This window comes from Alphaproteobacteria bacterium, assembly GCA_019635875.1.
GTDB lineage: Bacteria > Pseudomonadota > Alphaproteobacteria > Reyranellales > Reyranellaceae > JAFAZJ01.
In genome coordinates this window covers 664,653-679,639 of sequence record JAHBYP010000002.1, presented here as the reverse complement: position 1 = coordinate 679,639, position 14,987 = coordinate 664,653, and the positions used below count along the sequence as shown (strand labels likewise).

The window sequence follows — 14,987 nt, the reverse complement described above, 5'->3', positions numbered from 1 at the left end:
GCCGGGTCGTGTGGCCGGCATCAGGCGTGCGTTTCTGCAAGCCTCTGGAATCTATGTTAAAAAAGCCCCGTAAGTCGTTCTTGTAATTGACACTATCGTCCTTTAGTCTGCCGCCATATGCCGTTCCCCCGCGGCACAAGGTCTGGGCACTCGTTGTTTCTGGTCGCGGCCGGCGCCAAGCTGGCCGGGAATGGACTGAAAGCGATAGGAAAGATGATCAATCCGCGTCTTGCCCAGGATCTCAACGAATACCCGTTCGCGCGGCTGAACGAGCTGATCTCGGATCTGCCGGCGCCCAGGAACCCCATCATCATGTCGGTCGGCGAGCCGCAGGGCCCGGTGCCGCAATTCGCCCGCGACATCGTCGCGCGCGACCTTGGCCTGTCGAACAAGTACCCGCCCAACCAAGGCACGCCCGAGCTGTGCCAGGCGATCGCCGGCTGGCTCAGCCGGCGCTACGGCCTGCCCGAGGGCCTGGTGCAGTGGAACCGGCATGTGCTGCCGCTCGCCGGCTCGAAGGAGGGCGTCTACAACATCGCCACCGTGGCGGTGCCGCCCGAGAAGAACGGGCGCAAGCCGGTCGTGATGATCCCCAACCCATTTTACCAGGCCTATCTCGGCGGCGCGGTGCTGGCCGGCGGCGAGACGCTGTTCCTCAACACCAACGCCGAGAACGGCTTCCTGCCGGATTTCAATTCGGTGTCGCTTGAGACCTGGCAGCGCACGGCGCTGGTCTATCTCTGCTCGCCGGGCAATCCGCAGGGCGCTACCGCCTCGATCCCCTACATGCAGAAGCTGATCGAGCAGTGTCGCCGTCACGACGCGGTGCTGGCGATCGACGAGTGCTATGCCGAGATCTACAACGAGAAGCCGCCCTCGGGCGGCCTGCAGGCGGCGCTGGCGATGGACGAGAGCGGCGGCAAGGATCCCTTCGCCAATGTCGTCGTCTTCCACTCCCTGTCGAAGCGCTCCAACGCCGCCGGCCTGCGCTCCGGCTTCGCCGCCGGCGATCCCAAGATCATCGCCATGCTGCTGCGCTGGAAGACCTATGGCGGACCGCAGGTGCCGCTGGCCATCCAGAACGCCGCCGCGGCCTTGTGGGGCGAGGAGAGCCACGTGGCTGCGATCCGCGGCGAGTACCAGGCGCGCTTCCAGGCGGCGAAGTCGATCCTGCACAACAAGGGCGGCTTCTTCATGCCCGATGGCGGCTTCTTCCTCTGGCTCGACGTCGGCGACGGCGAGAAGGCGGCGCGCACTCTGTGGGCCGAGGGCGGCATCAAGGTGCTGCCGGGCGGCTATGTCTCGCGCGCGGTCGACGGCGTGAATCCCGGCCAGCGTTACATCCGCGTCGCGCTGGTGCAGGACCTCGACACCACCAGGCGCGCGCTCACCCGCATGTCGGAGCTGCTGTAGAGGCATGACGAACAGATCGAACCGGCTCCCTTGTCATCCCGAGCGCTGCGAGGGATCCATGCGGCCCTCCTGGATCCCTCGCTGCGCTCGGGATGACGGATCGATTCAACCTGCACGGACGGCGCTCTAGACCATGGCCCTGGCAACGCTGAAGGAAACGATGAGCTCGGCACGCGGCGGCTTCCTGCCGCCGGGCGCGACGTTGTTCTTCCGTCAGCGCGCCATGGAGCTGCTCGGCATCGGTGCGATCGTGCTGGGCATGGCGGGGCTGATCGCGCTGATCACCTATCACGCCACCGATCCGTCGCTGAACCGCGCCACCGGCTTCGCGCCGCGCAACATGCTGGGCTTTCCCGGCGCCGCTTTCGCCGACCTGATGATGCAGGGCATCGGCTTGGGCGCCTTCCTGCTGCCGGTCGGCGCGATCGCCTGGGGCGTGATGCTGGCGCGCCATCACGTGCTGCATTTCTTCGGCCTGCGCCTGGCGCTGCTGCTGGCCGCGGTGCTGCTCGCCTCGACCGCCGCCGGCCGTCTCACCGATATCGGCCAGTGGACGCCGCACGCCGGCCCCGGCGGCGTCACCGGCGCGGCGCTGGCGAAATACGTCGCCGAGATCGTGCTGACCTACAGCGACGGCGGCCCGCTGGCCGTCGTGGCGCCGCTCGCCACGCTGCTGGCGCTGGCCCTGATGGTGCCGGTGATGGGCATGCGGCGCGGCCATCTGCCGTTCATCTTCCGCGTGCTGGTCCTGCCGCTGCAGCTGCTGCGCTGGTTGTGGCGCGCCGCCGTGGCGCTGTGGCGCGGCCGCCCCGATCGCCTCGACGAGCACGCGCCGCCGCCCGGACCGCCGGTCGGCTACGCCACCATCCCCGGCGAGATCGACGCCTCGCAGTACGATCCGGCGCGCTTCCAGCCGATCCCCGACGAGGATCGCCCGCTGCCGCCGCGCGACACGCTGATGGTCGACGCGCCGCTCTCGCCGATTGCTGAGATGAAGCATCCCGACGGCGAGGTCGCGACGATTCCCGAGATCGACCACGGGCAGCGGCGCCGCGAGCACGGCTGGCTGCCGGGCTGGCTGCGTCGACGCGCCCAGCCGACGCCGGACGAATACGAAGGCATCGGCGTCGCCGAGGAACGCATCGAGCCGGTGCTGATGCGCGCCGCCGAGGGCGAAGGCGGAGCACCGCTGCCCGATGACAGCCCGCCGCCGGCCGTCGAGCCGCCGCCCGCCGTGGTGCCGTTGGGCGCCAAGGTGCTGCATCTGGTGCGCAAGCCGACGCCCGCGCCGGTGGTCGAGCCGGACGACGATCAAGCACCGCCGGTCGCGCCGGTCTACCAGCCCAAGGTCGTGCTCAAGCCGGTCAAGCCGCTGCCCGGCAAGCGCGCCCAAGCCGAGCGGCAGCACGAGCTGGCGCTGGGCGGCGAGAACTTCACCCTGCCGCCGCTCGACATCCTGTCGCCGCCGCCCCGGTCGCTGGCCGCCGCGACCATCGACGAGGAGGCCCTGGCGCAGAATGCGCGGCTGCTCGAATCGGTGCTCGACGATTTCGGCGTCAAGGGCGAGGTAGTGAAGGTCCGCCCCGGCCCCGTCGTCACGCTCTACGAGCTCGAGCCGGCGCCGGGCATCAAGTCGAGCCGCATCATCGGCCTGGCCGACGACATCGCCCGCTCGATGAGCGCGGTCTCGGTGCGCGTCGCCACCGTGCCGGGCCGCAACGTCATCGGCATCGAGCTGCCGAACGTGAAGCGCGAGATGGTCTTCCTGCGCGAGCTGCTGTCGACCAAGGACTATGAGGACCAGCGCCTGAATCTGCCGCTGGTGCTGGGCAAGGACATCGGCGGCGGTCCGGTGGTTGCCGACCTCGCGCGCATGCCGCATCTGCTGATCGGCGGCACCACCGGCTCGGGCAAGTCGGTGGGCATCAACACGATGATCCTGTCGCTGCTCTATCGGCTGGCGCCGGATACCTGCAAGTTCATCATGATCGACCCCAAGATGCTCGAGCTGAGCGTCTACCAGGACATTCCGCATTTGCTGACCCCCGTCGTCACCGATCCGCGCAAGGCGGTGGTGGCGCTGAAGTGGACGGTGCGCGAGATGGAGCGGCGCTATCAGCTGATGTCGCAGCTGGGCGTGCGCAACATCGCCGGCTTCAACGAGCGCGTGGGCGAGGCGCGCGATTCCGGCGAGGTGCTGACGCGGCGCGTGCAGACCGGCATCGATCCCGATACGCGCGAGAAGATCTGGGAAGACGAGCCGATCGACCTGGTGTCGCTGCCCTACATCGTCGTCATCATCGACGAGATGGCCGACCTGATGCTGGTCGCCGGCAAGGACATCGAGATCGCCGTGCAGCGCCTGGCGCAGATGGCGCGCGCCGCCGGCATCCATGTCGTGATGGCCACGCAGCGCCCCTCGGTCGATGTCATCACCGGCACGATCAAGGCCAATTTCCCGACCCGCATCGCCTTCCAGGTGACGTCGAAGATCGACAGCCGCACCATCCTGGGCGAGCAAGGCGGCGAGCAGCTGCTGGGCCAGGGCGACATGCTCTACATGGCCGGCGGTGGGCGCATCGTGCGCGTGCACGGTCCGTTCGTGTCCGATGCCGAGGTCGAGAAGGTGGTCAAGCACCTGCGCAAGCAGGGCAAGCCGGCCTATATCGACTCGATCACCGAGGATGCCGAGGGCGGCATCGGCGGCGGCGAGGGCAGTGGCGGCGGCTCGGGCGGCGAGGCGGAGGAGGGTTCCGACGAGCTCTACGATCGCGCCATCGACATCGTGGCGCGCGAGCGCAAGTGCTCGACCAGCTTCATCCAGCGCCACCTGCAGATCGGTTACAACCGCGCCGCCCGCATCGTCGAGCGCATGGAGCGCGAGGGCGTGGTGACGCCGGCCAACAGCGTCGGCAAGCGCGAGGTGCTGGCGCGCGACATCGACCGCGACGATTGAATGGGACCGCCGGCGTCGCGCCGGCCTCATGGAGAAGAGCCGGCGAGATGCCGGCGGTCCCAAGGCGGCGTGTGACACGGCGTTGCGGCTCACCCCTCTGTCTTGAATCCGCCGGGTTTGACGCCGATATCGCCGCCGACGGCTGAGAAAGGATATGGCGATGATCCGACTGTTCCCGCCTGCCCGCTCCGTGTTGCGCCTGACGCTCGCGGCGTCGACCGCGGTGGCCGCTTGGCTGCTGGCGCCGGCGCTCGACGAGGAACGCGAGCGGCTGATCTTCTCGGTCGAATCGGCGCGCGCGCAGGCGCCGGCCAAGCCGCGCCGCGACACGACGCCGGCGCCGCCGCCCGCCGCCGGCGTGACGGCGCAGCAGCAGGCGCTGGTGGCGCGCGTCGAGCAGTACCTGAATTCGATCACCACGATGAAGGCACGCTTCCTGCAGACCTCGGCGGCCGGCAACGTCTCGTCGGGCACCTACTACGTGCGCCGGCCCGGCCGTCTGCGCTTCGAGTACGATCCGCCGGTGCCGATCCTGATCGTCGCCGACGGCACCCAGGTCACCATGGTCGATTTCAAGCAGCAGGATTTCAGCCAGTGGCCGATCGGCTGGACGGCGGCGAGCTTCCTGGTCTCCAGCAATCTGCGCCTGTCGGGCGACATCACCGTGACCGATGCGCGCCTGGTCAACGGCGACATCCACATTTCGATGTACCAGACCAAGCGCCCCAACGAGGGCCGCGCGACCATGATCGTGCAGGACAACCCGATGCTGCTGAAGGGCTGGAGCATCACCGATGCCAAGGGCAACCAGGTCAGCGTCTCGCTTACCCGGGTCGAAAGCGGCATCGACCTCGGCAACGTCTCCTTCCGCTTCAACGAGAACGAGCTGAAGTCGGGGCCGAGGTGAGCGCGCGCGGCTTGCGTGTGGCCTCGCCCCGGTCTCTGATGGAGCGATGAAGAACGGCGACGACCCGTCCGAGGGCGGCACCTATACAGTCGAGCATCAGATCGGGTACCTGCTGCGCCGCGCCCATCAGCGCGCCACGGCGCTGTTTCAGGCCAATATCGGCGATCCCGGCACGACGCCGACCCAGTTCACCAGCCTGGTGAAGCTGGGCGAGCAGGGCGAGCTGTCGCAGAACCATCTCGGCCGCCTGGTCGGCATGGACAAGGCGACCACCCAGGGCGTGGTGCGCCGGCTGCGCGACCGCGCCCTGATCGCCGCGCGGCCCGACCCCGACGACGCCCGCCGCACCTTGCTGCGCCTGACGCCCGAAGGCGAGGAGATGCTGGCGCGGCTGATCGCCAACGGCCCGCGCGTCAGCGCCGAGACGCTCAAGCCGCTCGACGCCGCCGAGCAGCGCACGCTGCTCGGCCTGCTGTCGCGCCTCATCTAAGGCGGGCGCGGCGCTCCTCGATGCAGCGGCGCAGCTCGCGCTCCGATGTCGCGACTGTGCGCTGCGCCGGCAGATCGGCACGCGCGCGCCGCGCGGCGATCTCGTCCTCGATGGCGCGGAGCTCGATCAGCAGCACCGCTTCGCTCTGACGATAGCGATCGAGCACCTCGAGATGCGCCGTCAGATCGGCGCCCGTCAGCCGACGCTCCTCGAACATCGCCGGCGACAGGTGGGTGAGCCGTGTCCGCAACGCCTCGACATCGCGGCGTTGGCCGGCGACGCGGTCCCCCTCCGCCGCAGCCTCGGCCGCCAGCCGGTCGCGCTTCGCCTCAAGCGCCGCCAAGGCCGCGATCTCGCGCTTGATGGCGTCGATCCGCTGCGCCGCCCGATCGAGCGTCGCGCTGTCGGCATGGGCGACGGCCGAGCAGAACCGGGCGACGTCGGTGAGGTCGGGATCGTTGCGCGCCGACGCATCGCCGGTCGAGAGGACGGCGACGACCAGCGCGCAGGCATATCGCCTGGCTCTGCCGGGACCTCGACGCCGGAGGGATGGCGCGGCAGGGATCATGTGGATCGAAGGCTATCACGCCGCGTCAGCTGGCGAAGACGGCGCGTGGTAACATCACTGTGCATGGCAAAGGACGGTCGCAGCGCGAGGAGTCAGGCAGTGGCGATGGCGGCGTTCGTCGCTGCCATGCTGGCCGCGGGCGCGGTGCGGGCCGAACCGGGCTGGACCTTCGATCGAGTCACGGGCTGCCGCATCTGGGACGACAATCCCACATCGGGCTGGTCTGTGACCTGGTCCGGCCGTTGCGTCGAGGGCATGGGCCATGGCCGCGGTGTGGTGCAGCTCTATGATCGCGCGGGCATCGCCGAGTCGCGCTACGAGGGCGAAATGAGGGCCGGCCGCATGCACGGCCATGGCCTGTATGCCTGGCGCAGCGGCCAGCGCTACGAGGGCCAGCTGCGCAACGGCACCTTCCACGGCCGCGGCGCCATGACCTGGCCCAACGGCGATCGCTACGAGGGCCAGTGGGCCGACGACCTCGCGCACGGCTTCGGCGTGAAGACCACGGCCAATGGCCAGACTTTCGGCGGCCAGTGGGTCAAGGGTTGCTTTCGCCACGGCGAGCGCTGGGCGGTGGTGCGCCGCACGCCTGAGCAATGCGGCTTTCGCCGCCGGTGAATTGACTCGGATCGGGGGCGGGCTAGAATAGATCGTTCGCTTACGAACGATCTCGCCCGGGCTGGTCTGATGGCGGCTTATCTGCGACCGACGAGCATCGACGCGGCGCTCCAGGCATTGGCGAGCCGGCCGCTCACGGTGCTGGCCGGCGGCACCGATTTCTATCCCGCCCGCGTCGGCCGCCCGCTCGACGACGACGTCCTCGACATCACCGCCATCGCCGGCCTGCGCGGCATCGCCGATGCTCCCGGCCATTGGCGCATCGGCGCGACCACGACCTGGTCCGACCTGGTGAACAGCGACCTGCCGCCGCCGTTCGACGGGCTGAAGCGCGCGGCGCGCGAGGTCGGCGGCGCGCAGATCCAGAACGCCGGCACGATCGCCGGCAATCTCTGCAATGCCTCGCCGGCGGCCGACGGCGTGCCGCCGCTGCTCAGCCTCGACGCGTCCGTCGAGCTCGCCAGCATGGCCGGCGTCGTCGCCGTTCCGCTCGCCGAGTTCATCCTGGGCAACCGCCGCACGCGTCGCTCGCCGATCGAGCTCGTGACGGCCATTCGTGTGCCCAAGCCGCGCTCGCCGCGCGCCGTCGGCCACTTCATCAAGCTCGGCGCGCGCCGCTACCTCGTGATCTCCATCGCCATGGTCGCCGTCGCGATCGAATGCGACGAGGCCGGCCGCGTGACGCGCGCCGGCGTCGCGGTCGGCGCCTGCTCGGAAGTCGCGCGCCGCCTGCCCGACCTGGAGGCGGCGCTGCTGGGCTGCCCCGCCGACGCCACGCTGGCCGATCGGGTGACGCCGCGATACCTCGCGGCGCTGGCGCCGATCGACGATGTGCGGGCATCGGCGGACTACCGCGCCGATGCGGCGCTCACGGTGGTTCGCCGGGCCCTGGACGAAATCGGCAGCATGGTGTCGTCGTGACGCCCGACGATCTCGCCATCGCGCCGGCGCTGGCCGACGACACGGTGCGCTGCACGATCAATGGCAGCGCGAGGGCCTTGAGATCGCCGCCGCTGACGCGGCTGGCGCATGCGCTGCGCGACGAGCTTGGCCTGACCGGCACCAAGATCGGCTGCGATGCCGGCGATTGCGGCGCCTGCACCGTGCTGCTCGACGGCCAGCAGGTCTGCGCCTGCCTGACGCCGGTGGCCCAGGTCGCGGGCCGTACGGTGACCACCGTCGAAGGCCTCGATGCGAGCGCCGATGCGCTCAAGCGCGCCTTCCTCGTCCATGGCGCGGCGCAGTGCGGCATCTGCACGCCGGGCATGCTGATGTCGGCGACCGACCTGCTGCGGCGCGAGCGCCACCCCTCGCGCGCGCAGGTCGAGGACGCGCTGGGCGGCACGCTCTGCCGCTGCACGGGATACCAGAAGATCGTCGAGGCGGTGCTTGACGTGACGGCCGCCTCCGCGCCCGCACCGCAAGTCGGTGAAGCTGTCGGCGCGCGCGTGCCACGCGTCGATGGCGCGGCGCGGGTCGATGGCTCGGAGATCTACGGCGCCGATGGCATTCCCGCCGACGCGCTGTGGCTGCGTATCGTGCGCTCGCCGCATCACAGCGCGACCTTCACCATTGGCGACCTGTCGACGGCGAAGCGCGGCCTGACCGCGATCCTCACCGCCGCCGACGTGCCGTTCAACGGCTTCGGCATCTATCCAGACATCAAGGACCAGCCGGTCCTCGCCGACGGCCGCGTGCGCTATCGCGGCGAGGCCGTGCTGGCGCTGGTCGGTTCGCGCGATGCCGTCCTTGCGGTACGCGACCAGGAACTGCCGATCGCCTGGACTAAGCTGGAGCCGATCCTCGGCATCGACGCCGCCCGCGCGACGGGCGCGGCGCTGGTGCAGGCGGACAAGCCGGCCAACCTGCTGATCGAGGGCGGTGTGCGGCGCGGCGATGTCGATGCCGCGATCGCCTCGGCGGCGGCCGTAGCCGAGGGCATCTTCGAAACGACGTTCGTCGAGCACGCCTATATCGAGCCGGAAGCCGGCTGGGCGCGGCGCGTCGGCGATCGCATCGAGGTGCATGTCACGACGCAGACGCCGTACATGGACCGCGACGAGGTCGCCAGCGTGATGCGCCTGCCGACCTCGGCGGTGCGCATCGTGCCCAGCGCCTGCGGCGGCGGCTTCGGCGGCAAGCTCGACCAGTCGGTGCAGCCCTTGATCGCGCTGGCGGCGTGGACGTTCGGCCGCCCGGTGGCCTGCGTCTACACACGGCCCGAGAGCATGGCGGCGACCACCAAGCGCCATCCCGCGCGGGTCGTGGCGCGCTTCGCCTGCGACGCGGAGGGCCGGCTCACCGCCTGCGAGTCGCGCGCCGATTTCGACACCGGCGCCTACGCCTCGTGGGGACCGACCGTCGCCAATCGCGTGCCGGTGCATGCCACCGGTCCCTATCGCGTGCCCAACGCGCGGACCTGGGGCGCGGCGTGGTTCACCAACGGGCCGCCGGCCGGCGCCTTCCGCGGCTTCGGCGTGCCGCAATCGGCCATCGCGCACGAGGCGATGATGGACGCGCTCGCCGACCGGCTGGGCATCGACCGGCTCGAGTTCCGTCACCGCAACGCGCTGCGCGTCGGCGACATCACGGCCACCGGTCAGCGCCTTGCGCATTCGGCCGGCCTGGCGCAATGCCTCGAGGCGCTGCGGCAGCGCTGGGCCGAGTGGAAGGCCGAGACGGCCGCGTTCAACCGCAGGCCGGGCGCGACGCGGCGAGGCGTCGGCATCGGCTGCATGTGGTACGGCATCGGCAATACCTCGATGTCGAACCCCTCGATCATGCGTATCGGCATCGGCCGCGACGGCGGCGTCACGCTCTACAGCGGCGCGCTCGATATCGGCCAGGGCAGCAACACCATCATGACGCAGATCGCCGCTGACGCGCTGGGCCTGCCGTTCGCGCGCATTCGCCTGGTCACCGGCGACACCGACCGCACCGCCGACGCGGGCAAGACCTCGGCCTCGCGCCAGACCTTCGTATCAGGCAGGGCCGCCGAGCTGGCCGGCCGCGACCTGCGCGCGCGCATCCTGCGCATGGCCAATGCCGGCGCCGATGCCGAGCTGTCGATCCGCGACGCGACGCTGCTCGTCCACGAAGGCGAGAGCACGCGCGCGATCGACCTGCGCGGCCTGGCGCCCGATGCCGACGGCGACGTGATGATCGGCGAAGGCACCTTCGATCCGCCGACCTCGCCGCTCGACGCCGACGGCCAGGGCGTGCCCTACGCAAGCTACGCCTTCGCCGCGCAGATCGCCCTGGTCGAGGTCGATGTCGAGCTGGGCACGACGAAGGTGCTGCGCATGGCCGCCGCGCACGATGTCGGGCGCGCCATCAACCCGCTGCAGGTCGAGGGCCAGATCCATGGCGGCATCGCGCAGGGTCTCGGCCTGGCGCTGATGGAGGAATACATCCCCGGCCGCACCGAGAATCTGCACGACTACCTGATTCCCACGGTCGGAGACATGCCGCGGATCGAGGTGATGCTGATCGAGGATCCCGACCCGCTCGGCCCCTCGGGCGCCAAGGGTGTCGGCGAGCCGGGCCTCGTGCCGACGGCGCCGGCGATCCTCGGCGCGATCCACGACGCGACCGGGGTGCGCATGCGCCAGGTGCCGGTGCTGCCGCATCGCCTGCGCGCGGCCCTGCGGGGAGGCACAGCATGAGTATGTCACCCACTACCTTCCCCCGGAGGGGGAAGGTGGCGCGCGTAGCGCGACGGATGGGGGATGCTGCAACGAAATCGGTGTCCGTCTTCGACATCCCCCATCCGCCCTTCGGGCACCTTCCCCCTCCGGGGGAAGGGAAGGCCTCCTTTTGGTGCTGCCATGTCTGAGCTCGTGTCAGACGGCGTGGTGCGCTGCGACGCCTGCCCGGTGCTCTGTCGCATCCGGCCCGGCAAGGTCGGTGCCTGCGACCGCTACGCCAACGAGAACGGCCATCTGGTGCGCGTCGATTCGCTGGTCGTGATCGAACGCACGCAGGCGCCGCTGGTGCCCTTCGCGCAGGGCGCCGAGAGCTGGAGCGGCGAGCTTGGCCGGCCGGAGGGTACCTTCGTCACCGGCATCGGCGCGACCACGACCTATCCCGACTACAAGCCGGCGCCCTTCATCGTCGCCAGCCAGCATGACGGCGTCGACATGGTGACCGTCGTCACCGAAGGCATCTTCAGCTACTGCGGCGTCAAGGTGAAGATCGACACCGACCGCTTCCTCGGGCCCGAGCAGGCCGCGGTGCGCGTCGAGGGCGAGCAGATCGGCCACGTCACCACGGCCGAGTACGGCTCGCAGATGCTGTCGCTGGGCGGTGTGCGCCATCTCACCGGCGGCAGCAAGAAGGAGGGCGTCGTCACCTGCGACGCCATGCTGGCGCTGTGCAACCGCAAGCCGGTCGAGCTCGTCATCGATGGCGGCGCCTCTGTCGTGGTCCAGGCGGGCCAGCCGCCGGTGGTCAACGGCCAGCGCGAGGAGCGCATGCGCGTGGGCTGCGGCTCGGCCACCATCGGCATGTTCGCGCCGCAATGGCACGGCCATGTCGACGAGGTGATCGTCGTCGACGACCACATCACCGGCGTGCTGTCGGAGCACCAGGGCGGCAAGTTCCTCGACATGCCGCCCGCCGGCATCCGCGTGCGCGGCCGCCGCTCGACGCCGGGCCGCTACTTCCAGGTGGCCGAGCCGGGGCTGGGCTGGGGCGGCACCGATATCGCCGATCCGCTGGAGATCCTCGAGAAGATCGATCCCAAGGCCGCCTGGCCTGGGCTGCGCCTGCTGATGGTCTCGACCACCGGCGAGCATTCGGCGTGGTTCGTGCTCGACGAGGCACTCAGCCCGCAGCCCGCCGAGATGCCGCCCCCGGTGCGCAAGGTGGTCGAGCGTATCGCCGAGAATTGCGAGCCGGCCTTGTGCACGGTGATGTTCATGGCCGGCGCCGGCGGCTCGCTGCGCGCCGGCGTCACCGAGAACCCGGTGCGCCTGACCTTGAGCGTCAAGGACGCGCTGACCCGCGTGACCTGCGGCGGCGCTCCGGTCTTCGTCTGGCCGGGCGGCGGCATCACCTACATGGTCGATGTCGCGCGCATGCCCGACAACGCTTTCGGCCACGTGCCGACGCCGGCGCTGGTGGCGCCGCTGGAGTTCACCATGCGGCGCGACCATTACGAGGCGCTGGGCGGTTATACCGGTCGCGTCGTGTCGCTCGACGAGGCGCTGGCCGCCAATCGCCTCGACCGCCGCCCCTCGCGCGCCGGCAACCCATGGCCGGTGTCGTCGAACTAGTCGCACCCCATTCTTCATCCCTCCCTTCTTGTGCGGGAGGGCAATCGCATATGGCCGACCTGCCTTGGTTGCACCTTCCCCCGGAGGGGGAAGGTGCCCCAAGGGCGGAAGGGGGATGTCGAAGACGGACAGCGGCTTCGTTGAGGCATCACCCCCCGGGCCGTCCGCGGCCCCTGACCGTCGCGCTGCGCGCGCTCCCTTCCCCCTCCGGGGGAAGGGAGGTCCGATTTCCATATGCGATCGTCCTGCCCACGAGGGGGGAGGGAGGAGGGATGTAGGCCGTGCGTCCCGGCGGCCCGATCTCAGCGCGCCTGCCCGGTGGGCGGCTGCATCTGCAGCACGGCCCCATCGACCTGATCATCGAAGCCTTCGGTGCACAGGCCGAGGTCGAGGCATCCTATCGACAGGCCATCGAACGCTTCGACGACATCCTCGCCACGCTCGTGTCCGAGCTGCCGATCCTGCGCAGCCCGGTCGGCGGTGCACCGCCTGTGCTCAACGGTCCCGTCGCGCGCCGGATGGCCGATGCCGTCTGGCCTTACCGCGACATCTTCATCACGCCGATGGCGGCGGTGGCCGGATCGGTGGCGGACGAGGTGCTGGCCGCGCTGGTGCGCGGACGCGACCTGATGAAGGCCTACGTCAACAACGGCGGCGACATCGCGGTTCACCTCGCGCCGGGCCATGCGCTGCGCGCCGCGATCGTGGCCAATGTCGATGCGCCGGAACTCGATGGCGGCGTCGAGCTGCGGTCGGAGTTGCCGGTGCGCGGACTCGCGACCAGCGGCTGGCGCGGGCGTTCGTTCTCGCTGGGCATCGCCGATTCGGTGACTGTCCTGGCGCGCACGGCGGCGATGGCCGACGCGGCGGCGACCATCGTCGCCAATGCCGTCGATGCGGAGCATCCCGCCATCGAGCGACGGCCGGCGAACGCGATCGACGACGATACCGATCTCGGTGCGCGGCCGGTGACTGTCACCGTCGGACCTCTGCCGGGCGATGTACTCGCCATGGCGCTCGATCGCGGCTTGGAGCGGGCGCTAGATCTCCATGCACGCGGCTTGATCGAGGGCGCCGCGCTGGCGCTGCAGGGGCGGTGGCGTCTGCTCGGCGCCGCTCAGTCGATCTCAGGACGCACGCCGGGCTGACGGCGCAGCAGGCCGCGGATCTCGGAAAGGCGCACGATGCCCAGCGCCGCGCCGACGGCGCCATAGAGCGCGGCGCCGCCGAGGCACAGCGCCGCCAGCGCCAGCCACCGCATCGCGCCCGGCGTCGCGAAGGCGCCGCCGGCATAGCGCAGCGCCAGCCACAGAACGAGGCCCATGACCAGCGCCGCGACCAGCATGCGCCAGGCGCGCGACTTCAGGCGTGGGTCGGCGACGAGGTGCCCGCGGCGGACCAGCAGCCAGCCCAGCAGTAGCGCGTTGAGCCAGCCCGACAGCGAGGAGGCCAGGGCGACGCCGACATGCTGCAGGCTCGTGCTCCACAGGAAGATCACGTTGAGCGCGATGTTGAGCGCGATGCTGGCGAGCGCCACGTTGAGCGGCGTGCGCGTGTCCTCGCGGGCGTAGAAGCCGGTCGTGAGCGCCTTGACCAGAATGAAGGCGGGCAGGCCGGCGGCGAAGGCGGACAGCGCCGCGGCGGCGCGCGCGCTCTCGGCCGGGCCGAACTTTCCGCCTTCGAACAGGGTGGCCATGATCGGCAGCGCCGCGACCGACAGCGCCGCCGCCGCCGGCAGCGAGAACAGCAGGCCGAACTCGATGGCGCGGTTCTGGTTGGCCATCGCGGCCTCGGTCGAGCCGTCGCGCAGCTGTCGCGACAGCAGGGGCAGCAGCGAGGTGCCGATGGCGATGCCGACCACACCCAGCGGCAGCTGGTTGATGCGGTCGGCGTAGTAGAGAACGGAGATCGTGCCGTCGGCCATGAACGAGGCCCACACCACGTCGAGCATGGCGTTGATCTGGAAGGCGCCGGCGCCGATCGCCGCCGGCACGACCAGGGTCAGCATGCGGCGGATGCGCGGGCTGAGAATCGGCCAGCGCGGCAGCATAGACAGGCCGGCGCGGCGGCAGGCGTCGAGCAGCCAGAGCCATTGCACGATGCCGGCCGTGAACACGCCGATCGCCAGCGCGTAGCCGGGATTGGGCATGAGCGGCGTGAGCCCGAACAGCGCAACCAGCAGCACGACGTTCAGCAGCATCTGCGTCGCGGCGGCGTGGCCGAAGCGCTCCAGCCCGTTGAGCGCGCCGCCGTAGAGCGAGACCAGCGAGATGAACACCAGATAGGGAAAGGCGATGCGGCCGAAGTCGATCGCCCAGGCGATGGTCTGCGGCGAGGAGCGCAGGCCGGGCGCGATCAGTGCCACGACGACGGGCATGGCGATGATCGCCAGCGCCGTGAACGGCAGCAGTACCGCCAGCAGCGCCGCCTGCGCCTCGCGCGCGAAGGCGGCGGCTTCCTCGATGCCGCTGCGAGCGCGCTCGGCGGCGAACAGCGGCACGAAGGCCGACGCGAAGGCGCCCTCGGCGAACAGGCGGCGGAAGAAGTTCGGCAGCTTGAACGCGATGAAGAAGGCGTCGGCCACCGGCCCGGCGCCCAGGATGCGCGACATCGCCATGTCACGCGCGAAGCCCAGCAGGCGGCTCAGCATGGTGAAGCCGCCAACCACGGCAATGGCGCGGCCCAGGCTCATAGCCCGTGCCGAGTCGGCCTTCTCTCCCTCTCCCCGCAAGCGGGGAGAGGGAGAAAGAGCCATAATT

The 14,987-nt window shown here is 70.3% G+C and carries 11 protein-coding genes; 9 read left to right on the top strand and 2 right to left on the bottom strand.

All coding sequences use genetic code 11. From position 1 onward, the window contains the following. Window positions 1-213 precede the first annotated feature (213 nt). The 4 genes from KF889_09435 to KF889_09420 all read left to right on the top strand — a co-directional run bounded on the left by KF889_09435 (window position 214) and on the right by KF889_09420 (window position 5,766). Window positions 214-1,413, top strand: a complete 1,200-nt coding sequence (locus tag KF889_09435; GenBank protein MBX3499654.1) for an aminotransferase class I/II-fold pyridoxal phosphate-dependent enzyme — start codon at window positions 214-216, stop codon at window positions 1,411-1,413. Between the two features lie 160 nt (window positions 1,414-1,573). Further along, on the top strand, window positions 1,574-4,369 hold the full coding sequence (locus tag KF889_09430; protein MBX3499653.1) for a DNA translocase FtsK 4TM domain-containing protein: 2,796 nt from the start codon (window positions 1,574-1,576) through the stop codon (window positions 4,367-4,369). Between the two features lie 160 nt (window positions 4,370-4,529). After that, the gene (locus tag KF889_09425) at window positions 4,530-5,276 is read left to right on the top strand and encodes an outer membrane lipoprotein carrier protein LolA (GenBank protein ID MBX3499652.1); all 747 of its coding nucleotides are present in this window, start codon (window positions 4,530-4,532) and stop codon (window positions 5,274-5,276) included. 46 nt (window positions 5,277-5,322) lie between these two features. Beyond that, on the top strand, window positions 5,323-5,766 hold the full coding sequence (locus tag KF889_09420; protein ID MBX3499651.1) for a winged helix-turn-helix transcriptional regulator: 444 nt from the start codon (window positions 5,323-5,325) through the stop codon (window positions 5,764-5,766). Here the strand turns inward: KF889_09420 and KF889_09415 are convergent. After that, on the bottom strand, window positions 5,759-6,334 hold the full coding sequence (locus KF889_09415) for a hypothetical protein (protein ID MBX3499650.1): 576 nt from the start codon (window positions 6,332-6,334) through the stop codon (window positions 5,759-5,761). The genes KF889_09420 and KF889_09415 overlap by 8 nt on opposite strands. Window positions 6,335-6,439: 105 nt before the next feature. On the opposite strand from KF889_09415, the gene KF889_09410 reads away from it, so the two are divergent. The 5 genes from KF889_09410 to KF889_09390 all read left to right on the top strand — a co-directional run bounded on the left by KF889_09410 (window position 6,440) and on the right by KF889_09390 (window position 13,376). After that, window positions 6,440-6,952, top strand: coding sequence for a hypothetical protein (locus KF889_09410; GenBank protein MBX3499649.1), 513 nt, complete (start codon window positions 6,440-6,442; stop codon window positions 6,950-6,952). A gap of 69 nt (window positions 6,953-7,021) precedes the next feature. Continuing rightward, entirely contained in the window at window positions 7,022-7,873 is an 852-nt protein-coding gene (locus KF889_09405; GenBank protein ID MBX3499648.1) for an FAD binding domain-containing protein, read from the top strand. A 44-nt stretch (window positions 7,874-7,917) separates the two neighbouring features. After that, window positions 7,918-10,617: a molybdopterin-dependent oxidoreductase gene (locus KF889_09400; protein MBX3499647.1), complete on the top strand. Its 2,700-nt coding sequence runs from the start codon at window positions 7,918-7,920 to the stop codon at window positions 10,615-10,617. Between the two features lie 162 nt (window positions 10,618-10,779). Continuing rightward, window positions 10,780-12,228, top strand: a complete 1,449-nt coding sequence (locus tag KF889_09395) for a 6-hydroxynicotinate reductase (GenBank protein ID MBX3499646.1) — start codon at window positions 10,780-10,782, stop codon at window positions 12,226-12,228. 281 nt (window positions 12,229-12,509) lie between these two features. Next, window positions 12,510-13,376, top strand: coding sequence for a UPF0280 family protein (locus tag KF889_09390; protein ID MBX3499645.1), 867 nt, complete (start codon window positions 12,510-12,512; stop codon window positions 13,374-13,376). Here KF889_09390 and murJ read toward each other — a convergent pair. Beyond that, window positions 13,346-14,920: a murein biosynthesis integral membrane protein MurJ gene (gene murJ / locus KF889_09385; protein ID MBX3499644.1), complete on the bottom strand. Its 1,575-nt coding sequence runs from the start codon at window positions 14,918-14,920 to the stop codon at window positions 13,346-13,348. The genes KF889_09390 and murJ overlap by 31 nt on opposite strands. Between the last annotated feature and the right edge of the window lie 67 nt (window positions 14,921-14,987).